Annotated in this window: 24 protein-coding genes and 3 tRNA genes; 25 read left to right on the forward strand and 2 right to left on the reverse strand. The window is 50.3% G+C overall.

Going from position 1 to position 23,351, the window contains the following annotated elements; all coding sequences use genetic code 11:
- Positions 1-72 precede the first annotated feature (72 nt).
- The 11 genes from serS (at position 73) to AB1611_17315 (ending at position 6,972) form a co-directional block, all read left to right on the forward strand.
- On the forward strand, positions 73-1,365 hold the full coding sequence (serS, locus tag AB1611_17265) for a serine--tRNA ligase (GenBank protein MEW6381337.1): 1,293 nt from the start codon (positions 73-75) through the stop codon (positions 1,363-1,365).
- Positions 1,366-1,374: 9 nt separating this feature from the next.
- Positions 1,375-1,457 (forward strand) — tRNA-Ser (locus AB1611_17270).
- 17 nt (positions 1,458-1,474) lie between these two features.
- Positions 1,475-1,567, forward strand: a tRNA-Ser gene (locus tag AB1611_17275).
- A 67-nt stretch (positions 1,568-1,634) separates the two neighbouring features.
- A complete protein-coding gene (locus tag AB1611_17280; GenBank protein MEW6381338.1) occupies positions 1,635-2,444 on the forward strand; it encodes an N-acetylmuramoyl-L-alanine amidase in 810 nt (269 codons plus the stop codon).
- Positions 2,441-3,064 (forward strand): GerMN domain-containing protein, encoded by a 624-nt coding sequence (locus AB1611_17285; GenBank protein MEW6381339.1) that lies wholly within the window; start codon positions 2,441-2,443, stop codon positions 3,062-3,064. The genes AB1611_17280 and AB1611_17285 overlap by 4 nt, the downstream gene beginning before the upstream one ends.
- Positions 3,065-3,118: 54 nt before the next feature.
- Complete coding sequence (gene murI, locus AB1611_17290; GenBank protein MEW6381340.1) at positions 3,119-4,009, forward strand: glutamate racemase; 891 nt, start codon at positions 3,119-3,121, stop codon at positions 4,007-4,009.
- A complete protein-coding gene (gene rph, locus AB1611_17295) occupies positions 3,981-4,724 on the forward strand; it encodes a ribonuclease PH (protein ID MEW6381341.1) in 744 nt (247 codons plus the stop codon). The genes murI and rph overlap by 29 nt, the downstream gene beginning before the upstream one ends.
- Positions 4,725-4,739: 15 nt before the next feature.
- A complete protein-coding gene (locus AB1611_17300; GenBank protein MEW6381342.1) occupies positions 4,740-5,381 on the forward strand; it encodes an XTP/dITP diphosphatase in 642 nt (213 codons plus the stop codon).
- A 34-nt stretch (positions 5,382-5,415) separates the two neighbouring features.
- Positions 5,416-5,489, forward strand: a tRNA-Pro gene (locus AB1611_17305).
- Positions 5,490-5,559: 70 nt separating this feature from the next.
- Positions 5,560-6,681 (forward strand): Fic/DOC family N-terminal domain-containing protein, encoded by a 1,122-nt coding sequence (locus AB1611_17310; GenBank protein MEW6381343.1) that lies wholly within the window; start codon positions 5,560-5,562, stop codon positions 6,679-6,681.
- Positions 6,682-6,690: 9 nt separating this feature from the next.
- Positions 6,691-6,972 carry a hypothetical protein gene (locus AB1611_17315; protein MEW6381344.1) on the forward strand — a complete coding sequence of 94 codons (282 nt, stop codon included), beginning with the start codon at positions 6,691-6,693 and terminating at the stop codon, positions 6,970-6,972.
- Between the two features lie 170 nt (positions 6,973-7,142).
- Here AB1611_17315 and AB1611_17320 read toward each other — a convergent pair whose 3' ends face one another.
- Positions 7,143-8,780: an ATP-binding protein gene (locus tag AB1611_17320; protein MEW6381345.1), complete on the reverse strand. Its 1,638-nt coding sequence runs from the start codon at positions 8,778-8,780 to the stop codon at positions 7,143-7,145.
- Between the two features lie 176 nt (positions 8,781-8,956).
- A complete protein-coding gene (locus AB1611_17325; GenBank protein ID MEW6381346.1) occupies positions 8,957-9,349 on the reverse strand; it encodes a hypothetical protein in 393 nt (130 codons plus the stop codon).
- Positions 9,350-9,518: 169 nt separating this feature from the next.
- Here AB1611_17325 and AB1611_17330 point away from each other — a divergent pair, with 169 nt between their 5' ends.
- The 14 genes from AB1611_17330 to AB1611_17395 form a co-directional block, all read left to right on the forward strand.
- Entirely contained in the window at positions 9,519-10,799 is a 1,281-nt protein-coding gene (locus tag AB1611_17330) for a metal-dependent hydrolase (GenBank protein MEW6381347.1), read from the forward strand.
- Positions 10,800-10,902: 103 nt separating this feature from the next.
- Positions 10,903-11,427: a hypothetical protein gene (locus AB1611_17335; protein MEW6381348.1), complete on the forward strand. Its 525-nt coding sequence runs from the start codon at positions 10,903-10,905 to the stop codon at positions 11,425-11,427.
- 47 nt (positions 11,428-11,474) lie between these two features.
- The gene (locus AB1611_17340; protein ID MEW6381349.1) at positions 11,475-12,350 is read left to right on the forward strand and encodes a 4Fe-4S dicluster domain-containing protein; all 876 of its coding nucleotides are present in this window, start codon (positions 11,475-11,477) and stop codon (positions 12,348-12,350) included.
- A gap of 8 nt (positions 12,351-12,358) precedes the next feature.
- Complete coding sequence (dsrP, locus tag AB1611_17345; GenBank protein MEW6381350.1) at positions 12,359-13,642, forward strand: sulfate reduction electron transfer complex DsrMKJOP subunit DsrP; 1,284 nt, start codon at positions 12,359-12,361, stop codon at positions 13,640-13,642.
- A gap of 229 nt (positions 13,643-13,871) precedes the next feature.
- Positions 13,872-15,650, forward strand: a complete 1,779-nt coding sequence (gene rpoD / locus AB1611_17350) for an RNA polymerase sigma factor RpoD (protein MEW6381351.1) — start codon at positions 13,872-13,874, stop codon at positions 15,648-15,650.
- A 324-nt stretch (positions 15,651-15,974) separates the two neighbouring features.
- The gene (locus tag AB1611_17355; GenBank protein MEW6381352.1) at positions 15,975-16,136 is read left to right on the forward strand and encodes a hypothetical protein; all 162 of its coding nucleotides are present in this window, start codon (positions 15,975-15,977) and stop codon (positions 16,134-16,136) included.
- Between the two features lie 12 nt (positions 16,137-16,148).
- On the forward strand, positions 16,149-16,298 hold the full coding sequence (locus tag AB1611_17360; GenBank protein ID MEW6381353.1) for a PIN domain-containing protein: 150 nt from the start codon (positions 16,149-16,151) through the stop codon (positions 16,296-16,298).
- Positions 16,294-16,530, forward strand: a complete 237-nt coding sequence (locus AB1611_17365) for a HepT-like ribonuclease domain-containing protein (protein MEW6381354.1) — start codon at positions 16,294-16,296, stop codon at positions 16,528-16,530. Before AB1611_17360 ends, AB1611_17365 begins: the two co-directional genes overlap by 5 nt.
- A gap of 400 nt (positions 16,531-16,930) precedes the next feature.
- Entirely contained in the window at positions 16,931-19,336 is a 2,406-nt protein-coding gene (locus AB1611_17370) for a DEAD/DEAH box helicase family protein (GenBank protein MEW6381355.1), read from the forward strand.
- Between the two features lie 25 nt (positions 19,337-19,361).
- The gene (locus AB1611_17375) at positions 19,362-19,682 is read left to right on the forward strand and encodes a nucleotidyltransferase domain-containing protein (protein MEW6381356.1); all 321 of its coding nucleotides are present in this window, start codon (positions 19,362-19,364) and stop codon (positions 19,680-19,682) included.
- Entirely contained in the window at positions 19,663-20,046 is a 384-nt protein-coding gene (locus AB1611_17380) for a HEPN domain-containing protein (protein ID MEW6381357.1), read from the forward strand. Before AB1611_17375 ends, AB1611_17380 begins: the two co-directional genes overlap by 20 nt.
- Positions 20,047-20,054: 8 nt before the next feature.
- Positions 20,055-21,272 (forward strand): restriction endonuclease subunit S, encoded by a 1,218-nt coding sequence (locus tag AB1611_17385; GenBank protein MEW6381358.1) that lies wholly within the window; start codon positions 20,055-20,057, stop codon positions 21,270-21,272.
- Positions 21,273-21,276: 4 nt separating this feature from the next.
- Positions 21,277-23,103, forward strand: coding sequence for an N-6 DNA methylase (locus AB1611_17390; protein ID MEW6381359.1), 1,827 nt, complete (start codon positions 21,277-21,279; stop codon positions 23,101-23,103).
- Between the two features lie 46 nt (positions 23,104-23,149).
- Positions 23,150-23,351: hypothetical protein (locus AB1611_17395; GenBank protein ID MEW6381360.1), on the forward strand; the 202-nt coding region annotated here is incomplete at its 3' end.

Consider the following 23,351-nt stretch of genomic DNA (forward strand, 5'->3'; position numbering starts at 1 on the left):
ATACTGTCTTGACAAGCATTCTTTGGGATGTTAATCTTGTAATCTATAACTCTAAAGTTTTGAGGAAAATCATTGCTGGATATTAAATTCTTACGGGAAAACATAGAATCCGTCAAGGCCAGGCTGGAGCAGCGGGCGCAGGGGTCTTCTCTCGAGCAGTTCATCGGGCAATTTGTAGAGTATGATCAGGAGAGAAGATCAATTGTGCAGGAGGTTGACCGGCTGAAAAATCAGCGCAATCTTGTTTCAGAAAAAATCGGCGAGATGCGCAAAAAAGGGCTGGAAGCAGCGGACGAAATCCTTGAAATGCGGAATGTTTCAGCCAAAATTAAAGAGTACGACGATAAAATTAAAGAAATTCAGCTCAAACTGGACTCTATTCTTCCTTTCATCCCAAACCTTCCTCACCAGTCGGTGCCGGTTGGCAGGGATGAAAAAGATAATCCGGTTGTTCGCACCTGGGGTGAGATCAGAAATTTCAGCTTTCCTCCAAAGCCTCACTGGGACATTGGCGAGGAACTGGGTATTCTCGATTTTCCCCGCTCGGCCAAAATAGCCGGATCACGGTTTTCCCTCTATAAGGGAAAGGGTGCCTTACTCGAACGGGCTCTGATCAATTTCATGTTGGATCTGCACAGCAGGCATCATGGGTATACGGAGGTTTTACCTCCATTTATGGTTAATTATGACAGCATGTTTGCTACCGGACAATTGCCGAAATTTGAAGAGGAATTGTTCAAGACTTCCCAGGATAATTATTACCTGATTCCAACGGCAGAGGTTCCGGTGACCAATATTCACCGGGATGAAATTTTGGAGGAAAGCCTGCTGCCGATAAAATATGTGGCCTATACACCCTGCTTTCGGCGGGAAGCCGGCTCTTATGGCAAAGATACGCGGGGCCTGATCAGGCAGCATCAGTTCAATAAAGTAGAGCTGGTGTGGTTTTCTCATCCTGACAAGTCCTATGAGAATCTGGAAATCCTGGTCCGGCATGCCGAAGAAGTATTGCAGATTTTAAATCTCCCATATCGGGTGATCAGCTTATGTACCGGCGATCTGGGATTTTCGGCAGCCAAGACCTATGATCTTGAAGTCTGGCTGCCGAGCCAGAATACCTATCGGGAAATTTCCTCCTGCAGTAATTTTGAGGATTTCCAGGCCCGGAGAGCCAAAATCCGCTACCGGGACCAGGAAAAAGGAAAGTCGCAGCTTGTTCATACCCTGAACGGTTCCGGTTTAGCCATCGGCAGAACCGTGGTAGCCATTCTGGAGAATTATCAGCAGAAAGATGGGTCGGTTGCAATTCCCCGAGGGCTTCAGCCGTATCTGGGAGGTATAGAGAAAATAACGAAAGAAAATTAATATTATTCTGGAGGGATGGCCGAGTGGCTTAAGGCGGCGGTCTTGAAAACCGTTGATCGAAAGGTCCGTGGGTTCGAATCCTACTCCCTCCGCTTTCCGAAATAAACCTGGAGAGGTGGCCGAGTAGGCTTAAGGCGCTCGCCTGCTAAGCGAGTGAGTGGGGAAACTCACTTCGAGGGTTCGAATCCCTCCCTCTCCGCCAGTTTTTAGTATGCACTACAAGCAGCCGGGATTTCCCTCCTTCAAACTCTTACAGATAGAAGAAAAGTATGACCTTCGGGAAAAAATACCGTAATTTCCTCTTCTTGTATGCTCTTGTATATTTATTGCTGCTTCCTGGGACTGCTGCCCGGCCTCCTGTTTGCCCTGGCCAGGATTTGCCTGCAATCCAGACCCAGGAACCAGGCCATGCAGACCGGTGCCTGGTCATCGATCCCGGCCACGGCGGGAAGGACAGCGGAGCTGCTTTTGGAACGAGCCTGTCAGAAAAAACCCTGACCTTAAGTATTGCCCAGAAGTTGAAAGAGCTTATCGAAGCTGACACTTCGCTGAATACCGGCCTGAAGGTGCTGCTGACCCGGGCAGGTGATAATGATGTGCCACTTGATGAGCGGGCGGCCATTGCCAATCACCATAAGGCAGAGCTGCTGCTCAGCATTCACTTCAGCAGTCACCTTTATCCTGCTGTGGAGGAGCTGCAGATTTTCATTGCCGATTACTCGCCGGAGGAACTGGAATATTTTGCGATAGCTGTCGATAGCTGGACATCGATGCAAAGCAGGCATCTTGCCGAAAGCCAAACATTAGCCCAAAATATCGAGAAGGCAGCCAGGGAAAGTATGGCCTTTAAGGCCGTCAACTTTCTGAAAGCTCCGGTCTATGTCCTGGAAGGGGCTTCGATGGCCGCGGTAGAGGTAGAAGCTGGTTTTGTTCCAACCCAGGAGAATATCAGGAAACTGGAAAGTGAAGAGTATCAGTGGCAGATTGCCAGGGTGCTCTTCCAGGGAATTATGAACTATCTCACCCAAGGCCAGGAGCAGGCTGAAGAGCACGACAGCGGCCAAGAGAAGGAAGAATGACCCGGACAGCATCTGGATCGAAAAATCGAGGCCTCGTCAAACAATTTCTGATCATTATGCTGATTCTTATTCTTGCCGGCGTCGGGTTGTGGGTATGGACAGAGCTCAAGAACCCGAAAAAGCTGGTAAAGAGAAACCCGCTCCTGTCCAGAATCCTGGAGGAGACCAGCCAGGAAAAAGAGTTTCTGACCGTGCAGCTTTATTTTGCCAGCAAAACGGAATTCTCTCTGGGCATAGAGTCAAGAGAAGTCAAGGGGGAAAAGTCCGGTATCCAGCAGGAAATCCGCCATGCTCTCTCGGAGCTGATCAAGGGACCGACTCAGGCTGATCTTGCTCCGACTATCCCTGTCGGAACCAGGCTTCGAAGTTTCTACCTGGATAAGAATGGGATTGGATATGCTGATTTTTCAAATGAAATGATCAAAAACCATCCGGGTGGCAGTTGGGGAGAGCTCATTACCATTTATTCGATCGTGAATACGATAACCAAAAATTTTCCTCAGGTTCACCAGGTTAAGCTGCTCATAAACGGTCTTGAAGTGGAAACCCTGCGGGGACACCTTGACCTGCGCAGGGCATTTTCGTTCAATGAAGCCCTGGTTCATGCTCAGTCTGAGTAACGATCGTGAGCAGAGCAGGGATGGAAAACCAAAGAAGGATGACAGGAGCATACGTTGTCAACGGTAATTAACCAGTCGTATTTTCTTCCCAGTAATCCTGTCGGCATTTTTGATTCCGGTGTTGGCGGATTAACAGTGGTACGAGAAGTTATCCGCAACCTGCCTCATGAAAATATCGTTTATCTGGGCGACACGGCCCGGGTGCCGTACGGAGTAAAATCCCGGGACACGGTGACCAGGTACGCTTTTCAAAATACCAGATTCCTTCTGACCCAGGGCATTAAGGTTATTGTTGTAGCCTGCAATACAGCCTCCGCTTTTGCCTTGAGAAGGCTTCAGGATCATTTTCCGCTTCCCTGCCTTGGAGTTATCGAACCGGGAGTCAAGGTGGCCATGGAGCACACGATAACAGGACGGATTGGGGTCATCGGTACAGCCGGGACCATATCCAGTCAGGCTTATGTACAGGCCATTCAGGCAGTCGATCCGAAGGTTGAGGTATTCAGTCAGCCCTGTCCCCTCTTTGTACCCCTGGTGGAAGAAGCCCTGATTGACCATTCAATTGCCTATCAGGTGGCTCAGATGTATCTTGAGCCGTTGAAACAGAAGCGGATTGATACCCTGATTCTTGGCTGTACTCATTATCCCTTGCTAAAAAAAGTCATTTCCGATATCATGGGTCCAGCGGTGACCCTTGTTGATTCAGCCACTTCGATTGCTCTGGAGCTTCAGACTGTTCTTCGCCGTGAGGGAATGACCAATCCACAAAAAGAGGGGGAAGTGCACCGGTTTTTTGTTACCGATATGCCGGAACAGTTTCAAAAATTGGGAAAGCTGTTTCTGCAGCAGACAATTTTTTCTGTCGAGCATGTTGATATATGCAGTTATGGCCACGAGGAGGAAGGAGAAAGCGAGCATGAGAGTTGGCGGACGTGCCAACGATGAGTTGCGCAAGGTTGCAATAACCCGTAATTATCTGAAGTATGCCGAAGGCTCCGTGTTAATTGAAATCGGGGATACGAAAGTAATTTGCACGGCCAGTATTGAGGACAAGGTACCTCCCTTTTTAAAGGACACGGGGAGGGGATGGATCACTTCGGAATATTCCATGCTGCCTCGCTCCTCGGCAACCCGCATCATCCGGGAATCCTCGCGGGGCCGGGTTGGAGGCCGGACCCATGAAATCCAGCGGCTTATCGGAAGATCGCTTCGATCCATCGTGGATCTCTCCCGTCTGGGAGAGCGGACCATCTGGATTGATTGTGATGTCATCCAGGCGGATGGCGGGACGAGAACAGCTTCCATTACCGGCGGATTTGTGGCCCTGGTTGATGCTTTAAGCGTGCTGAAAAAACAGGGCAGGATCAGCGAGTTGCTCATCAAGGATTACGTTGCCGCTGTCAGCTCAGGGATTGTTAACGGTGAAACTTTCCTTGATCTTGATTATGAAGAAGACTCCCGCGCCGAAGTCGATATGAATTTCGTTATGACCAGTGAGGGAAAATTTGTCGAGCTGCAGGGAACAGCGGAAAGCAACCCCTTTTCCCGGGAACAGCTCGATACTCTGATCAATCTCTCGCGTGATGGAATCAATGCTCTGATCGACAAACAAAAAGAGGCTCTGGGAGGAATCTCCTTTCGCCCTGAAATTCTGGTCTGATGCCATAGAATAACCATGAATAACCATACTGCCGTCATTCCTGATACCCTGATTGCAGCTTCTCATAACCCTCATAAAATCGAGGAGATCAGAAGCATCCTCAGCGATTTTCCCGTTCAGATTCTTTCTCTGAGGGACCTTGACTGGAAAGTCCCGCATCAGGAAGATGGCAGCAGTTATTACGAAAATGCCCTGAAAAAGGCCAGGGCCATTGCGAAGCATTTTGGCAGGCCTACCCTGGCAGAGGACTCAGGGCTGGAGGTGGATGCCCTCGGCGGTCAGCCCGGGATATATTCTGCGCGCTATGCCGGAGAAGATGCCACGGATGAGGACAATAATCAGAAGCTGCTGACTGCTCTTTCTCCTGTGCCCATGTCCGAAAGAACAGCGCGCTATCGATGCACGCTCGTGCTCATGTATCCGGATGAAAGGGTTTACTCCTTTGAGGGTACGTGCGAGGGAATAATCACCCTTGCCCCGCAGGGGGAAGAAGGGTTTGGGTATGATCCTCTCTTTCTCGTGCCGGAGTATGGTAAAACCTTTGCCGAGCTGGGAGATGAAATTAAAAATAGAATCAGCCATCGAGCCCGTGCCCTGGCCAAATTGAAGAAATTTTTCAGAATTCCTGTTGACTTTTCAGAACAGAATTCCTTATAATCCCCTCATACATGATACCGCACATACACTGTATCGGGGCGTAGCGCAGCCTGGTAGCGCACCGGTTTTGGGAACCGGGTGTCGGAGGTTCAAATCCTCTCGCCCCGATTGTTTTTTTCCGATATCTCTTCGCTATCTGCAATCGCTTGCATTTGGTGTGAGCAATTATCTTTTCAAGATGAGTAATCCGGTTAAGTATCATTACGGTGCATTTCCCCCTCAGGAATTAGACTGGCAGCAGCTTGTTCCGCTGATCGGTCCGGCCAATGCGGCGCTGGCACGCTATGATGGAACGCTATCGGCTGTTCCCAATGCGGGCGTTCTCCTGACACCCCTGACTACTCAGGAAGCGGTCTTATCTTCCCGCATTGAAGGCACTCAGGCCACTATGGGTGAGGTTCTGGAATATGAAGCACAAGCAGGCCCGCAAAACCTCCCTCCCGAAAAAACGGCTGATATCAACGAGGTTTTGAATTACCGGAAAGCTATATGGCAGGCAGTAGATTTACTCAGAGATATTCCCCTTTGTCAGCGCTTGATCAAAGAGGCGCATCGCATCCTCATGGATGGCGTACGAGGCAGGAATAAAGCACCGGGTGAATACCGCAGGATACCAAACTGGATCGGTCCTCCAGGATGCCCTATTGAAGAGGCCCGCTTTATTCCTATCTCTCCGGACAAACTGAATGATAGCATGGCCTCCTGGGAGCGCTACATTCATACGGAATTTCCAGACCGGCTGGTTCAATTGGCTATTCTTCATGCGGAATTTGAAGCGCTGCATCCTTTTCTGGATGGAAATGGCCGGTTAGGCCGCATGTTTATCCCGCTCTTTCTTTTCAAGATGGGTCTTCTTTCCAGTCCGATATTCTATATCAGCGCCTATTTCGAGCGCAACAGGGATGAGTATTACGAGCGCCTACTGGCTATTTCACGAAATAAGGCCTGGACAGAATGGTGTGTGTTTTTCCTTAAAGCGGTACAACAGCAGTCCCTGGAAAATCAGCAGAAAGCGGATGCAATTTTAAGGCTCTACGAGGATAAGAAAAAGCACATTACCAAATTGGCCCATTCTCAGTATGCCATACATACCATTGATTTTCTTTTCCGCCGTCCGATTTTCAGGTCTCCCGAATTTGTCAGTCAAGCAGGTATCCCCGAACCGACAGCCAAGAGACTCCTGAAAGTACTGCGTGAAGATGGTCTGCTAAAAGTCTTGCAAGAGCCCAGCGGCAGGAAGGCTGCTGTCCTAGTGTTCCGGGAGCTATTGAATGCCGCGGAAGGATATGAAGCATTTTAAGGATCATGGATGATCCACAAAATGCTTTGTGGATCATTTTTTATAAAAAATGATCCACAAAATGCTTTGTGGATCATCAGTGAGCTACAAAATCTCTCCGACATCCTTAAGGAAAAAAGAAAAAATGGCTCTTCCGTAATAGGTGTGCTGGTTTTTGACAAAAATACCGTTATTCCTTCACTGGGTAAGTTTTATTTACCCGGACATCCGAGTCAATCGGGACATGGGAAACATGAAAATAAAGACCTTGTTTCTCTGCCTGTTCATGATTTTCCTCCCAGAGTGGCGTGATATTTTATCGTATATTGTATTACTGATGCGAAAATTATGCCAAATTAGTCAAGGTCAAATCCTGCACAATTATTGACTGCATCCCTGGTCTTTTCTCATATCCAACGGGAAAGTATCCGTTTTCTGAGAGTCTCCATCAAAAATCTGAGAGTTTATTTTTCAAACAGGCTTTAAAACATCTCCTTCTCTGCTCCGGGAGTGATCTGGAAGGCCACGGTAAAGGTAGTCCCCTGATTCGGCACACTTTCGACCGTCACTGTCCCCTTGTTTTTTTTGATCAGCATATTGACGATTGCCAGACCCAGTCCGGTCCCTTTGGACTTGGTAGTAAAAAGAGGGGTAAAAATTTTCCGGATATTAATCGGAGATATTCCGACTCCGGTATCGGTGAAGGAGAGCACCAGCCGTGCGCCTTCCCAGCTCCCCTGAATCTTCAGTCTGCCGCCGCATGGCATGGCCTGGATGGCATTGGAAATGATGTTATGGAAAATCTGCTCTGCATGGTCTGGATCGACAAATGCCTTGGGCAGGCTTTTCGGGTAGTCGACAACGACCTGAATATCGGAAGGAATGTCTATCTTCTGCAGCAGCTTTTGCAGGATCTTCTCCAGATCGACCTGTTGAAAACGGGGAGGAGAAGTGCGGGACAGATCCAGAAGATCCTCGACGAACCGGCTCATCTTATGGATTTCCTCTTCCAGGGTATCGACAAACTCCTCGATATCTTCCGACTCATCCCGGTTTTTCAGAAGGTATAATACACCCGACAGGATGGTCAGGGAACTTCGGAATTCATGTCCCACGCTGCCGATCAACTGGCCGATAACAGCCAGTTTCTCTTTGTGTACCATCTCTTCCTGGATCTTCTGCAATTCTATTGTCCGCTCTTCCACTTTCCGCTCAAGCTCTGCATAAAGCTTTCTGATTTCATCCTCTGCCTGCTTGCGCTGCGTAATGTCTCGGGAAAACTCAACCGCCTGAATTACCTCTCCCTCGGCATTCCGGATCGGAAAAGCGAAAACCTCAGCCCAGGAAGCCGCCTGCTGATCGGTATTCTCCCGGCACCGCAATCGGTAGGCAGGTTTTCCGGTTTGAAAAGCATCGATGATCGCACAGGAGAGGCAGGGTTCGGCGCGGTTATGGAAAGCCTCGTAGCACTTTCTGCCAATGATATCCTGCGGCTGTACATTGTAAAGCGTTGCTCTGGCCGGATTGCACATCAGAATGGTGAGTGAGCGGTCTTGAATATTGAGCGGATCGGCAATGCAACTGAATACTGCTTCGAGCTGGTTTTTCGTCTTTCGCAGCTCTTCTTCAGCCTGATGGGCGGATTTTATCTGGCTGATAATTCCGGCCACTAACCGCAGGGATTGAATATCCTCCATCCGCCAGTCCCGCGGGCTGGTTAAATCCTCGAAAATGACAAAACCGGCAAATTGTCCATGAGCCCACAGGGGTATGATTAAAAGAGCCTGAATTTCCGAAGTTCCAAAAGGGCAGAGTGTACCCGGACCGGATTTGCCTTTCAGCTCTGGAAAGACGATATTCTGGTTCTTCTTCAGAGGATCCATCCACGCAGGAAGAGAGACTACAGGAGTTCCCTGCCATTGATACCGGCAGGATGAAATGCCGGGGGAGCACCACTCGTGGACGATGTCCAGCAAATCTTCATTGGACCCTATGGCTACCAGGCAAATGCGGTTTAAGGCCAGATACTGACCGATCTTCCTCAAGGCGTTTGTTATAGCCAGATGGAGATTTTGTGTAGCCACAAACGAAGATAACAGAGAAGGCAGGATTTCTTTCATGGTGATCTCCAAATTCCTTTCGTTTATGGTTGGAATAGTGATTAATTAGCTGAAAAGAAGAAAAACATTCCCTATATAATGATATATGAGAAGAGAGAAAAATCAAGGAAAATGATTACGACAGGTCAAAATCGGCGTGCGGGTCAAGGGCACTGCCCTTGACCCGCACGATTGAGTCAGATATTATCTTTCTTCAGCCCGCTGATCTTGGTTACCCCCTTGAGGTCCCCGTTAACGGAATATCGCTCAAAGCCAATAAATTCATCCTCGGAGATAAATCGACAATGGTCCAGAACTTCAGTACCATCCTCCAGGATATATTTGATAACAAATATTGTCTCACCATAAACACCGGCCAGGGGGAGCGCCTGCCCTCGGCCCGACAACTGGGCTTTGCCGGAAATAGTACCATCTGGGTTGAAAGTTACCACCAAATATCCCTGCTCTATGCTGCCCACGCGGATAGCATAGGTATGGGTGCCGGAAAACTGCGCCAGTGCAACACCCGCAAAAAGAACTACTGCGGTTAAAACCGTGGTAAAAACAGCAAGACTGAATTTATTTGGCATATAAATCATCTCCTTTAATTCCATTATAATCCCTTTTAAAAAAAACACAAGCGAAGGATGTTACAAATCAGCACCGAGCATCTGAAATATATCCCCACCCCCATCAGGCATCCTTGCGAAGATCATTTTATCATGATATATTGACCAGGCGATGATCCATAGCAATGAAATGTCTGAAAAAAAATACTTTATCTTCCTCTGGTCCTGCACGGGCATAGCTCTGGTTTTTACCATATCTTTTCTGGTCAAATATCTCAATGACGTTCACAGCGCTTTGGCCAACGGCAGGTACCTGGCTGGCTACCTGGTTTTATTCATCCCTCTGAGCATTGGGCTCTACAAGGGGTCAGACGAACTCGGCCAGAAAATTCTGCTTTTCTACGGCATTGTACTCATGTTCTGGGCGTATGGACTGCTCCTTTCAACTGCCAGTTGGCTCTCCTTATGTCTTGGGCTGCTTTTTATGTGCGGCTGGATGCGGGAATACGATGAAGGCTGGTCACATCTTCTCTTTCTGACCATTCTCCTGTGCACCCTGCTGCTCGGAGAATCAATACCTCAGTTCGGCGTCCGGTTTGCCGGAAGCAAGGACCTGTTATGGGCAGGTCTGTTTGATGAATTCCTGCATATCCTGGCCGCCCTCCTGGTAATATTTCCCCTCCTCCTGTCCGAGGACAAAATGGCCAAAAGAGGATATCTGCTGGCCATCATGATGCTGGCTGCGGTACTCATCGACCTTGATCATATCGACCCCCTGCTTTTTCTCAGTACCGGACAGGGAGTATTCAGGGCACGGACTCCGGTTCACAGCTTCTTGTGGGGCGGGATCATCTCCCTGCCCTTGTGGTTTCACCGGGATAAAAAATTCGGCCTGGCGTTTTTACTGGCCCATTTTTCTCATATTCTCCGGGATTCCTACGGATTGGGGCGCATACAAATGCTCTGGCCCCTCTCTATCCCCAAATATCCCAGGCCGGTATATCCTCTCGGTATGGTTGTCCTGTTTCTTGTTTCCCTGGGGTTCCACTACCGGAAGCATCTGAAAGAGGGCTGCGCCAGAATTATCAAGCCGATTCTCTGGTCCGCGAGCTTTGCCCTGCTGACAGGACTTGGGATATTTTTCCTGAAAAGACTGCCTCCCCCAAGAAACCAGCTACTGCCTCAGGGTGCCCGATGGGTGCAGAAGGGATTTTTTCTCCTGCTGGTGATGGAAATTTTTGTCCTTTCACTCTGGTTTCCTGACAAGGAAACCACGGAATTTCATGCCTGCTGCCCCAACCCCTACCTCCTTTCCGGTGTCTGCTCCGGCCTTATTGCAGGGATTGCATACGTTCTGTCTGCCGGAATATCCACCTTGCCCTACCTTGTATCCCTCGCCATCCCAGGCATCTTTCTCCTCGTGCTTACCTGCTGCCAGCGGCGGGGAAAGCAGGTTATCAGTGGCCAGTAAAGACAGTGGTCAGTGACCACTCTCTTCATTTTCTCCTTAAACTTTCAGCCCGAAAGGAACGATAAGAAAATAATAGCGGAAAATGGAGGTCTTGAGTATAGGTATGATAAGCAAAAGGAAAGTCGGTCTGGCCTTGTGCAATATGGCCACTATCGGTATTTTTCTCATTCCTGTCACGATTTGTTCAGGCTCTTTTGCTCAATCCTCGTTACCGTTTCACCTGTCCAGCAGAGAGGAGAAGATCGAGGCATTTCCCTGTCAGGACTGCCATGAGGATATGTCGGCAGAAGGGGGAGACGAAAATGCGCAGCCACAGGAACATGCCGGAATTTCGCTCAAGCATGGGGGCTTACGGTGTTTCAACTGTCATGATCAAAAGGACCGGGATACCCTGCAAACCGTCGATCATCGCCGGGTCAGCTTTTCCAATATGGAAGAGGTGTGCGGTGGATGTCATGCGGCTGATTACCGGGATTGGACCAAAGGGATTCATGGCAAGCTGGTTGGCTCCTGGAAAGGAATTCAGCGGGGACTTCGCTGCGTGGAGTGCCATGATGTCCACGAACCAAAGCCGATAACTGTCAAACCGGAGCGGCCCCCCGATCCACCGGCCGCATCGCACCCATAAGGTCACAGCCATAACCTGAACATGAGGTAGGAGCTGGAAACGTAACTATGCTGACACGAAGGGAGTTTATTAAAAAATCGACTCAAGGGGCCTCTTTGCTGAGCCTGTCTTCATTAATCAGCGGCTGCTTTTCAGAAAAGTTTTTCCAGGATCACATCAGGCGGATGAGTCGGGAAGAACTGCACAAGACCATTCAACGGCTGGAAAATGAATACCGGCAGAAATTTTGCCGGCAGATCAAGATCAAAACCACTCCTGCTCAGCAGGATGTTCTGTTTGGCATGACTCTGGACCTTTCCAAGTGCATCGGCTGCCGAAGGTGTGTATGGGCCTGTGCTCAAGAGAACAACCAATCCAGAAAGCCCCAGATCACCTGGATCGATGTACTTGAGATGAAGCATGGGTCAATGGATATTAAGGAAGGAAACCGTTACTACCGGCACGAATCAACTCCGGCGGAAGGATATTTTTACCTGCCGATCCAGTGTCAGCAGTGCCAGGATCCTCCCTGTGTCAAGGTCTGTCCGGTGAACGCCACCTGGAAGGAGCCGGACGGGATTGTAGTCATTGACTACGACTGGTGCATCGGATGCCGCTACTGTCTGGCCGCCTGCCCATACGGTGCCCGGAAATACAACTGGAGCCGCCCCTCCTTGCCGGCAAATGAGATAAATCCTGATGTTCACCTTCTGGGAAACCGGCCGCGAGACAAAGGTGAGGTTGAAAAATGCACTTTCTGCCTTCACCGGACCAGGGAGGGACGCTATCCTGCCTGTGTTGAGGTCTGCCCTACCGGTGCCCGGAAATTCGGCGATCTCCTTGACCCGAAAAGCGTTGTCCGCACAATCCTGGCTGAGAAAAATGTCTTTGTGCTCAAGCCGGAATCGAACACCAAACCAAGGTTCTATTACTATTTTGGATAGTGAGGAGTATGATACCTGACCACGTGAAGAAAACCAGTTCAAACCTCTTTCCCCGGCTCCTTACGGGAGGATGGGCTTATTACCTCTGGCTGTCCGTTCTGGGAATTACCGTGGCGGCAGGCGCTTTAGCCTTTGCCTTTCAGGTTCGAGATGGCCTGATCATCACCGGCATGCGCGATCCTTTCCCCTGGGGGCTCTATATTGCCAATTTTGCCTTTCTGGTAGGCATAGCGGCAGCCGCAGTCCTGGTGATTATTCCCTCGTATATTTACCACTATCAGCCTTTGAAGGAAATCTGCCTCATCGGAGAGTTTTTGTCCGCTGCCTCGATCGTCATGGCCCTGTTTTTTGTGGTCATTGACCTGGGCAGGCCAGACCGCTTCTGGCACATTCTCCCCGGCCCGGGGCTGCTCCACTTTCCCCAATCCCCCATGGGCTGGGACTGCCTGGTCCTGTGGGGTTATCTGCTTCTCAACCTGGTCCTGTGCGGCTATATCTTACGATGCAAATACCAGGGCAGGCAGCCAAACCTTCGCCTGCTCATGCCCCTGGTTTATCTTTCCATTGTCTGGGCCATCAGTATTCATACGGTAACTGCCTTCATCTACTGCGCGCTCTCCTCCGTTCCCTCCTGGCACCAGGCGATTACGATACCCCGGTTTCTGGCTTCGGCTTTTGCCTCCGGCCCTGCTCTTTTGATCCTGATCCTTCAGGTCATTGGACGCTACACCCGGTGGCCGGTAGAAAAAAAAGCACTCTCCAAACTGGCCGAAATCATGACGGTGGCCTTATTCTTCAACCTGTTTATGCTCGGAGCCGAAATATTGGTTGAAGGTTACACCAGAGGCTCTCATTTTTCCCACTGGCAATACCTGCTCTTCGGGCTTCATGGACATACCGGCTGGGTCTTTCTCACCTGGACCGCAGTAGCGGCTCAAGGTTTCTCTTTGATTCTCCTTTTGGTTCCCCGGATCCGCTGTAACCTGAAGCTTCTCAGCCTCTGCTGCACCGCCATATTTGCCGGAATCTGGCTTGAGAAGGGAATCGGACTTCTCGCCTTCGGATTTATCCCCTCAAACCTTGGGGAGATATTTGAATACCGTGTCACATCCGCTGAGATCGCCATTACTGCGGCCATCTGGGCTATCGGTATGCTCATTATTACTCTGCTGGTCAAGCTGACTATCCTGATTGAAACAGGAGCTTGCCGTCATGTCGATAAAGCTCAGGGCGAGCAGACAAAGGCCGCACAGATCGAGGCCGGAGAAGAAGTAACACCCCTGACCCAGTGAATAAGGGCCGCTGACCTAACCAGCTCATCATGAGCTGCCCAGTCTCCAACTTGTCATCCAGGGATGATGGTGTCAGCCTAAAATAAAAAATTCAAACACTTAACTTCTTGCTTCCGATGTATTATCATAGAGAGGAAGAGAACGATATACGATAAGGACCATCGGCTGTTAGGTTTTCTTGGACAGGATTACCGATGAACCAAGAGAGCCCGATGGAGGAAAGGAATATATGACCAAAGAGAATGAAGAAAAATTAGAACAACTGATAAACCTGGGGAAGGATCGGGGAGGTTATCTAACCTATACCGAGGTTAATGATTTCCTTCCGGATGAGGTCATATCTGCGGATGAAATCGATGACCTCGTAGCGGAGCTGGAAGAAAAAGGTATTGAACTGGTCGATACTCCTCCTGTTGTGGGCGAAGAAGAGCGAGGGCATCCCGCAGGAGAAGCCCGCAGCATCCTGTCCCTGTCTTTCGGAGAGGAAGAAGCCGGGGAGGAAGAGGCTGTGCAGGGAGAACAGGAGGCTGCTCCGGAAGAGGATGATGAAGAAGAGGAGGCAACTCTCGACTATGCACGGTTATACCTGAGAGAGATGGGAGCGGTGCCTCTTCTGACCCACGAGGAGGAGATAAGCCTTGCCAAACAGATCGAGGAGGGTGAAAATGAGGTTATCCGCGCGGCCCTTGCTTCTCCCCTCACCTTCAGAAAAGCAGCCGAATTCGCAGATATGCTGCTCTCGAACAAAGAACCCGAAGAATTGGCCAGAGAGCTGGAGGCGGAGAATTATCCGATTGAGGAATCACTCGATATCCCCCCGATGCTCTCCCTGATCAACCAGGTCAAAAGGCTGATCGAACAGGACCGGCTGGCACAGGAGGAGGCAGCGGTCAGGGGCCGGATTCCGGATACTGCCCATGCCAGGATGAAAAAGCAGGATCATCAGAGGAAAGATACAATCGTCTCCCTCCTCAAGCAGATAAACCAAAGGGTCAGGTTTATTGATAAGATCGTCCAGAGCCTGAAAGAGCTCGGAGCGCAGGCAGCCAAAGCCGAGGATGAAATCATCCGGGCCGGGGAGCACATCAAAACTCCTTCCGGGCAATGGCCCGCTTTCCCCCAGCCGGAGAATAACGATCAAGGCGGCAGAGATGAACAGGATAAATACCTGCGGATAATCACCAATGCCCGAAAGACCATCCGCCGGGTGGAGGAAGAGGCCATGCTGCCACTGGAGGACTTAAAGCGCACCATCCAGGTCATCAAGAGCGGCGAGGCGAAGACCAGACAGGCCAAAGACCATATGACCAGGGCCAACCTGCGCCTGGTGGTCTCCATTGCCAGAAGGTACATGAACCGCGGCCTGCCCTTCCTGGATCTGGTCCAGGAGGGAAATATCGGGCTGATGAGAGCTGTGGACAAGTTCGACTACACCATGGGGCACCGATTCAGCACCTATGCCACCTGGTGGATCAGGCAGGCTATCACCCGGGCTATCGCCGATCAGGCCCGGATGATCCGTATCCCCGTGCATATGACGGAAACCATCACCAAGCTGATCCGCGCCTCCACTGCCCTCGCGCAGGAGCTGGGGCGGCAGCCTACGGCGCAGGAGATCGCCGAACGCCTGAATGTTCCCGTAGAGAAAGTCAGCAAGGCGCTGGAAACCGTCAAAGAGCCGATCTCCCTGGAAACTCCTATCGGTGAAGAGGAGGAAAGCTACCTGGAGGATTTTGTCGAGGATAAAAAGATCGCCTCCCCTGAGGAGGAAGCTACTCGCCAGAACCTCTCGGAGCAGACCCGGAGAATGCTGGCTACCCTGACCCCCCGCGAGGAGGAAATCCTGCGGATGCGCTTTGGAATCGATGAGTCGGAGGACCATACCCTGGAGGAAATAGGGGAGAGATTCCACGTTACCCGAGAGCGCATCCGGCAGATCGAGGCCAAGGCACTGCGCAAACTGCGCCACCCCTCCCGCTCCGAACAGATCAAGGAATTCGTGAGATAGTGGAGGCAGAGGGGACCACAAGGGGCGTTAGACAGCGGGATAGCGGGATTCGTGAAATAGCTAAGGGGAATGGCACTTACATAAGCCAAGCTTATAAATAGAGAGGACACAAAGCACACAGGGAAAAAAGATCTCCCGCAGAAGACGCAGAGAACAACCAATCCGGCAAGGTCCTGATGAAAGTCGGGATATATCGATGTGTCAACGGCCTGGAAGCAAGCAAAAAGTAAAAAGGCACAAGGAGGAACTTGTTTTACTTTTACTTTTCAATGATATCCTCTGCGTCTCAGCGTCTCTGCGGGAAAATTACTAATTCTTATGTAAGTGCCATTCATTTTAAGCGTGGAAGATTATTTACGAAATATTATAAACCAACCGACAATCCTTACTGAAATTCAACTTAGTGCGCAAGAGGCTGGCTTAGATAGAATGACAGATGAGGAAATTGATGCTGAGATCAAGGCTTATAGAAAATCAAAAAGATAAAATTTTCCACATATGCTAAAAATTGTAGTTGATACTAACGGAGTAGTCTCAGCATTTTTAAAGCCTTACAGTAACCCGGCATTAATCCTTGCACTCATTGCTCAACAAGAGGTTAATTTATGCCTGAGCAGGAATATTTTAACTGAGTATAGACAAAATTGAGACTTTTGTGCAGGGCATGGATTTTTCTGAGTTTGTCCATGACGATAAAACGAGCAGTGCAGTAGTCAGAAAGCCTGAAATAATAGGCGAAGCAGCCAAGAATATCCCCTCGTATATCAGACAGCGGTATAAAGAACTGCCCTGGGCAGAGATGGCCAAAACAAGAGACAAGATCATCCACTTCTATTTTGGGGTAGATTACGAGATTATCTGGAAAGTCATTATACTGTGAACGGGTGAATATTGAACTTCTTATTAGGAGTCAGAATCCAGGAGTCAGAAGTCAGAAGAAAAGATAGCCTTTATTCTGACTCCTGACTCCTGAATTCTCGACAAAAAGTAAAGTTTTAACCCGTTTGCAGTATAAAGGAAAATTGCCTGGTCTCAAGCCATATCTTGAGAAGATATTGGACGACCTTAATAAGTGAGAAGTAATTGACCTTTTTATTACCCAACTTATTATCCAGCCATTTTTAATCTTGTCTTTTGTTAACCTTTAATTTATCATTGAGAAAAATAATGGCATAGTGATCCATAGATAAAGACTTCCACTTTATTAATTCAAACCCATGCCGGGCGTACTAACTCAAGACGCTCACCATGATCTTGTAAATTCGTTGAGCTCATTTGTCATGTGTATAGAAGATGATCGATGCCCACTGAGTGAGGCTGATACACGAGCAAAGCTTATTGACCCGGTCATCCATAAGCGAGGATGGACCGAGGACCTTATCCGGCGGGAGGAGACGGCAGGGAGCATCGAGATTATTGGTGGCAAGGCCAGGCGCAGGTCACGGGGTAAGGCTGATTATGTATTGCGGATCAAAGTCAACCCCAATACTCAGCCGGTAGCTGTAGCCCTCATCGAAGCAAAGAGGAACAACCTCCCACCAGGCCACGGCCTCGATCAGGCCAGGGGCTATGCGGAATGCAAACGGCTAAATGTACCTTTCGTCTTTTCATCCAATGGATACCAGTACATAGTCTTCGATCGATTTACCGGCCTTACCAGTGGACCCAGGCCAATGGGCGAATTTCCCACACCTGCCGAGATCCGGGCACGGTATGAGCAGGCTATGGGTTTCAGTCTGGATGATCCGGCAGCCAAACCACTTCTCACCCCATACGCCGGAGGCGAGGCAACCCGCCGTTACTATCAGGATGCTGCCATCCGCGCTGTTCTGGAAAAGAACATCCAGTGTGAGCTGCACAATAAACCCAAACGGGCGTTGCTTTTTCTTGCAACCGGCGCCGGGAAAACTTTTATCGCCGTCAATCTCCTCAAGCGCATCGCCGATGCTGGTCAACTCAAACAGGCGCTTTTCATCTGCGACCGGGATGAGCTCCGTACCCAGGCACTCAGGGCCTTTCAGAATGTTTTCGGCTCAAATGCCGCTGAGGTATACCGGAAGCCAGATGGCAGCAATAATGCCAAAAATGCCCGCATCCATATTGCCACATACCAGACTCTCGGAGTGGATACTGAGGATGGCGATGCGAATTTCCTGACCACATATTACCCTGAGAATTATTTCACCCATATCATTATCGACGAGTGCCACCGCTCCGCCTGGGGTAAATGGTCACAGGTGCTCACCCGCAATGCCAAAGCCATGCAGGTAGGTCTTACTGCCACGCCGCGCGAGCTTAAAACCACCGAAAAGACCAGGGAGTCGGAAGCGGACGCCGCGATTACAGCCAATAACATCGCCTACTTTGGCGAACCGGTCTACGAATACGGTATGGCCCAGGCTATTGAGGACGGCTATCTGGCTGCCTGCGAAATCCAAAAAGGCCGGGTCAATCTCGATGATACGGGCCTTACCATAGATGATGTCATGGCCCGCAATCCAAAGGATGCCATCACCGGCCGTTTGATGGTGCGCGAAGAGCTTGCAGCATTCTACGCTAAAACGGATTATGAGCTTCGCATTGTCCTCCCGGATCGCGTCCTGGCCATGTGCCAGGATTTGTTCAACTACTTTCTCGCAGGCGAAGGGCCTGAACAGAAGACCATCATCTTCTGTGCCCGCGATTATCATGCCGACAGTGTGGCGGTGCAGATGAACAACCTCTATGCCCAGTGGTGCCAGGCGAATGGCAGGGAGCGCCTTGAACCTTACGCATTCAAGTGCACCGCAGCCGCGAGCGGCAACGATCAATTGCCGGACCTGCGCGGCTCATCCCGCAGCCATTTTATCGCCACAACCGTTGACCTTTTGACTACAGGCGTTGATGTGCCCTGCGTGCGGAATATCGTCTTCTTCAAATACCTGAAGTCGCCGATCAGCTTCTACCAGATGGTCGGTCGCGGCACGCGCATCGACCTGCCAACGGGCAAGCTCATGTTTCATGTGTATGACTATACCGATGCAACACGGCTTTTCGGCGAGGATTTTATCGTCAAGCCTCCAAAGAATACTCCGGAAGGCAGCGGCCCGGAGCCGTCTGATCCACTGTTGATAGTAAAGCCTATTATCAGGGTGGAAGGTTTCACTGTACATGTTATGGAAGCGGGCCGCTCCATCGTCACGGACGTGGACGGAAAGGCAATGCCCGTGACCGTGGAGGAATATAAGGCCAGATTAGCGGCCAAACTCATGGAACAGGCCCATACACTCGATGAATTCCGTAACCTCTGGGTCAGTCCACCTTCACGCAGGGAGATGCTCGATACGCTGGTAAGAGCCGGGTATTCCCCAATCGTCATCCGGATGGTGGACGACAAGGACGAATATGACCTGTATGACGTACTGGCTGAACTCGGCTGGGGTTTAAACCCGCGCACCCGGCAGGACCGCGCATTCGCCTTTATCTACAAGCATGAAGATTGGCTGAACACGCTTCCCAAACAGGCCGCAGCAACAATCCGTGCCATTGCCAGCCAGTTCGAACGCGGGGGCACGGAAGGACTGGAGAATCCACACATATTTCAGACCCCGGAGGTTAAAGCAGCCGGTGGACTTGCAGCCCTGAAAGCAATGGGAAAACCCGCTGATCTTTTGCGCGAAACCAAGATGAGGATGTTTGCGGCATAGGACATAGGGCATAGGAGAAAAAAGCATGGTTTCGATGAGTGAGATCAGAAAACTGGCCGATCGTATTGCCCAGGAGTTCCATCCAGAGAAAATCATCCTGTTTGGTTCCTACGCTGAGGGCAATCCTACGGATGATTCCGACGTGGACCTGTTTGTTATCCTTCCCTGCCAGGGCAAGCCCTGGGAGATGGCGGCTGCTGTGCGCAGCCGTATCCGCCCGGCATTTCCCGTTGACCTGATTGTACGATCTCCCCAGGGACTACGGGAGCGACTGGAAATGGGGGATGTTTTTTTTCAATATATCCTGAAAAATGGGAAATTATTGTATGAAAGCCATAAGCAGTGAATGGGTACGCAAAGCCGAGGGGGACTTTCTCACGGCACAAAGGGAAATGAAGGCTAGCCCGGCAAATTATGATGCTGTATGTTTCCATGCGCAGCAGTGCGCTGAAAAATACATCAAGGCCAGGCTGGTGGAAGCAGGAATAGAGTTTCCCAAAACCCATGATCTCAGCGCCTTGTTGAATCGTATCCTGCCGATTGAACCTGGTTGGGAAGTCTTGCGGGAAAGTCTTGACCGGCTGTCTGCCCTGGGTGTTGAAGTGCGCTATCCCGGCCTCTTTGTGGATGCCCACGACGCCTCCGAAGCCCTGCGGACTGCTGAAAACGTCCGCAGCCTTGGCCGGTCCAGTTTGGGGGTGGAAGAGTGAGAGGGGGAATGATAAGCGGACATACGGGAAGATGGCCGGGTGATGGTGCGGTGCCGGAGGGCAGGAGGAAGGGACCCCTGGGACTTGCTTTGAGAGAGCAAGGGGAAGATGAGGATGTTTATGAAATGAACAAGGAATTTGACAAACTTCCCAGATGGAAGCCGATGCCATTTTCGAAAGTTGCGCAAAGGATTAATCATGGGATCAGAACACTCAAGTCCCAAGAATACAGGCAAAGTGGGAAATACCCAATTGTTGACCAGGGACAGAAACTAGTCATTGGATACGCAGATGATGAAAAATCAGTATTTACTGGCCCATTTCCCGTAATTGTTTTTGGTGATCATACAAAGATAGTGAAATACATAGATTTCCCTTTTTCAATAGGTGCAGATGGGGTTGTTATTCTCTCTGTAAAAGCAGGCATAGATCCAAAATTCTTATACTATTTACTTCTTCATACAGATATTAAAGATTTAGGATATTCACGCCATTATAGTATTCTAAAAAAAGTATCGTTTTCAATCCCCCCCCTTGCCGAGCAAAAGCGCATCGCGGCGATCCTCAACGAGCAGATGGCCGCCGTGGAGCGGGCGAGGAAGGCGGCACAGGAGCGACTTAAGGCTGCAATAATGCTGCCCTTCTCACTTATCCGCAATTCTATTGCGCATGGCGGTACTCGATGTCTGACTCTTGATGACTGTCTTGTAGAGGTTAAAAATGGTGTTGGCACTGATTGGCAAAGATACCGTCTTGTAGGAGCCACGAGGGAAGGCATTGCCCCAGCTAAAGAGGGAGTAGGAAAAAACCCAGAACGATATAAGCTGGTCGATCCAGTAACTGTATTTTACAACCCAATGCGTATTTTATTGGGCTCCATTGCAATGGTAGACGAAAACAACGAGACTGGCATCACCAGCCCTGATTATGTTGTAGTAAAGGGTAAAGAAGGAATCCTGGATACACGATGGTTTTATTACTGGTTCAGATCGTCATATGGAGCTCATCTCATTGATTCCCTGACGAGAGGTGCGGTTCGAGAACGTGTTCTCTTTAATCGGCTCTGTAAGGGTAAGATAGTCCTCCCCAATTTCCATACTCAAAAGGTGGCATCTGAAAAGATGAAAGAGGCTCAGAAGATTGCTGAAGCCATTTCACAGGAGATCATGATGATTGATGCACTTCCTTCAGCATTGATACGCAGAGCTTTTAATGGAGAAATATAACCTGATGGCAAGGCGAACAAACAATAATCAGAACACCACCCCCACCCGCCGTCTTTCAACCCCCCAATCCGTCGATCAGGCCGTCAAATCCATCTGTGACATCATGCGGCGTGGCAACTGTGCCGGGGCGCTCCAGTACGTCCCGGAGCTCACCTGGATTCTCTTCCTGCGCATCCTTGATGAGATAGAGGAAAAGGAGGCGCAGTGTTCCGAGACTGTCGGTGTCCCGTTCAGGCCTTCACTTGAGGCCCCTTACCGCTGGCGGGACTGGGCTGCGCCGTTCGACGAGAAAATATCAGTCACCCTGCCCAATGGAACCAAGCCCCAGGGCTGGAAGCGGCAGGAGCTTCAGGAAGGAGCGATGGGCTCATTCTTTGCCTTCGTGAATGGCACCCGCGACGCGGGCGGCAATCTCACAGGGCTTTTGCCTTACCTCAAGGGTTTAAAGGAGATGCCGAATGCCTCGCCGCGCCAGAAGGTCATCAGTGAGGTCATGACTGGTGTTGAGCGTGTCCGGATAGACACCGAGCGGAATTTTCTGGACGTGCTGGACAAGGTTCACGAGATCAGCGCCGAGGCGGTGGATAAGACACATGTCTTCACCCTCTCTCAGGTTTATGAGGGGCTGCTCCTCAAGATGGGGGAGAAGGGCAATGACGGCGGGCAGTTTTTCACACCCCGTGAAGTGATCCGGGCAATGGTGCGGGCGATTGACCCGCAACCGGATGAGTCGATATACGATCCTGGCTGCGGGACTGGCGGCTTTCTGGCCCAGAGTTTCGAATATATCCTTAATGATAAACTCGGTAACAGTGCCACGCCGGAGCAACTGGAGACACTCAAGACCAGAACCTTCTGGGGCCGGGAGAAGGAAAACCTCATCTATCCCATTGCCCTGGCAAACCTCATCCTCCACGGCATGGACAAGCCGAATATCTGGCACGGCAACACCCTTACCGGCCAGGAGATCTATGGCGGACTTTTCGATGGCGCCCCTCCACTTTTTAACGTAGTGCTGACTAATCCGCCGTTTGGTGGAAAGGAAGGCAAGGAAGCCCAGACCAATTTCGACTACAAGACCAGTTCCACGCAGGCACTGTTTCTCCAGCATGTTATCCGCAGCCTGAAGGAGGGAGGACGCTGCGGCATTGTTCTCGATGAGGGACTGCTTTTCAGAACCAACCAGGATGCCTTTGTAAAGACGAAAACAAAACTCCTGAATGATTGCGATCTGTGGTGCATCGTGAGCCTTCCAGCCGGAGTCTTCACGGCAGCGGGTGCTGGTGTCAAGACAAATCTGCTCTTTTTCACCAAGGGCAGGCCGACGCGGACTATCTGGTACTATGACCTTACAGATGTGAAAGTGGGAAAGAAAACGCCGCTTACTCTGAAACACTTTGAGGATTTTTTCAAGCTTTTGCCCACCAGGGCCGAGGGACCGCTTTCCTGGACAGTGGATATGGAAGCGCGCAAAAAGATGGCAGCGGATGAGGCGCGACCGTTCAAGGAGCAGGCGAGTCGCAAAAGGCAGGAAGCCGGGCAATGGGAAGAAAGGCTCAAAGAACTCAAGGAGGCCAAACCGCCCGATGTATCTGCCATTGCCGAGGCTGAAGAGAACATCAAATCGCTGATAAAAGAAGCCAGGGACGCCGCCGCCAAAGCCAAGGAAATAGAAGATGCTGTCTACGATCTCAAGGCCGTGAATCCGAATAAGAAACCTGATATAGACACCCGAACACCAGAAGAACTCCTGGACATCATCGAAGCAAAAGGAAAAGAAATCGCTGAAGCGTTGGCTATACTCAGGGTAACCCCAAATAGCAGCGGCTGAAGATACCCTGCTAAGTAGAATGGCACTTACATAAGCCAGGGAAGTAATGAATAGAAAGCCGATTTCCCGCAGAGACGCAGAGGCGCAGAGAATGAAAGCCGGGATTACCCGAATGTGCCAATGGCCTGGAAGTAAAAAGGTAAAAGGAAAAAGAAAAGGAATCGCTCTCATTTATCAGTCGCCATACTTTCTGGCACCAGGAAAACAGGGAAAAGACGTAAGACACTTGAGGTATCTGGTGGGGCTAC

Source organism: bacterium, from assembly GCA_040755755.1.
Lineage (GTDB): Bacteria > SZUA-182 > SZUA-182 > DTGQ01 > DTGQ01 > DTGQ01.

What these genes read in the sequence shown, in the direction of transcription:
- AB1611_17300 (MEW6381342.1), top strand. Translation starts at nt 4,740, where the DNA reads ATGAATAACCATACTGCCGTCATTCCTGATACCCTGATTGCAGCTTCT.
- AB1611_17280 (MEW6381338.1), top strand. Translation starts at nt 1,635, where the DNA reads ATGACCTTCGGGAAAAAATACCGTAATTTCCTCTTCTTGTATGCTCTT.
- dsrP (MEW6381350.1), top strand. Translation starts at nt 12,359, where the DNA reads ATGATACCTGACCACGTGAAGAAAACCAGTTCAAACCTCTTTCCCCGG.
- AB1611_17370 (MEW6381355.1), top strand. Translation starts at nt 16,931, where the DNA reads ATGTGTATAGAAGATGATCGATGCCCACTGAGTGAGGCTGATACACGA.
- AB1611_17385 (MEW6381358.1), top strand. Translation starts at nt 20,055, where the DNA reads ATGATAAGCGGACATACGGGAAGATGGCCGGGTGATGGTGCGGTGCCG.
- AB1611_17380 (MEW6381357.1), top strand. Translation starts at nt 19,663, where the DNA reads ATGAAAGCCATAAGCAGTGAATGGGTACGCAAAGCCGAGGGGGACTTT.
- AB1611_17375 (MEW6381356.1), top strand. Translation starts at nt 19,362, where the DNA reads ATGGTTTCGATGAGTGAGATCAGAAAACTGGCCGATCGTATTGCCCAG.
- AB1611_17320 (MEW6381345.1), bottom strand. Translation starts at nt 8,780, where the DNA reads ATGAAAGAAATCCTGCCTTCTCTGTTATCTTCGTTTGTGGCTACACAA.
- AB1611_17325 (MEW6381346.1), bottom strand. Translation starts at nt 9,349, where the DNA reads ATGCCAAATAAATTCAGTCTTGCTGTTTTTACCACGGTTTTAACCGCA.
- rph (MEW6381341.1), top strand. Translation starts at nt 3,981, where the DNA reads ATGAGAGTTGGCGGACGTGCCAACGATGAGTTGCGCAAGGTTGCAATA.
- AB1611_17285 (MEW6381339.1), top strand. Translation starts at nt 2,441, where the DNA reads ATGACCCGGACAGCATCTGGATCGAAAAATCGAGGCCTCGTCAAACAA.
- AB1611_17310 (MEW6381343.1), top strand. Translation starts at nt 5,560, where the DNA reads ATGAGTAATCCGGTTAAGTATCATTACGGTGCATTTCCCCCTCAGGAA.
- AB1611_17315 (MEW6381344.1), top strand. Translation starts at nt 6,691, where the DNA reads ATGATCCACAAAATGCTTTGTGGATCATTTTTTATAAAAAATGATCCA.
- AB1611_17335 (MEW6381348.1), top strand. Translation starts at nt 10,903, where the DNA reads ATGATAAGCAAAAGGAAAGTCGGTCTGGCCTTGTGCAATATGGCCACT.
- AB1611_17390 (MEW6381359.1), top strand. Translation starts at nt 21,277, where the DNA reads ATGGCAAGGCGAACAAACAATAATCAGAACACCACCCCCACCCGCCGT.
- rpoD (MEW6381351.1), top strand. Translation starts at nt 13,872, where the DNA reads ATGACCAAAGAGAATGAAGAAAAATTAGAACAACTGATAAACCTGGGG.
- AB1611_17340 (MEW6381349.1), top strand. Translation starts at nt 11,475, where the DNA reads ATGCTGACACGAAGGGAGTTTATTAAAAAATCGACTCAAGGGGCCTCT.
- AB1611_17360 (MEW6381353.1), top strand. Translation starts at nt 16,149, where the DNA reads ATGCTAAAAATTGTAGTTGATACTAACGGAGTAGTCTCAGCATTTTTA.
- AB1611_17330 (MEW6381347.1), top strand. Translation starts at nt 9,519, where the DNA reads ATGTCTGAAAAAAAATACTTTATCTTCCTCTGGTCCTGCACGGGCATA.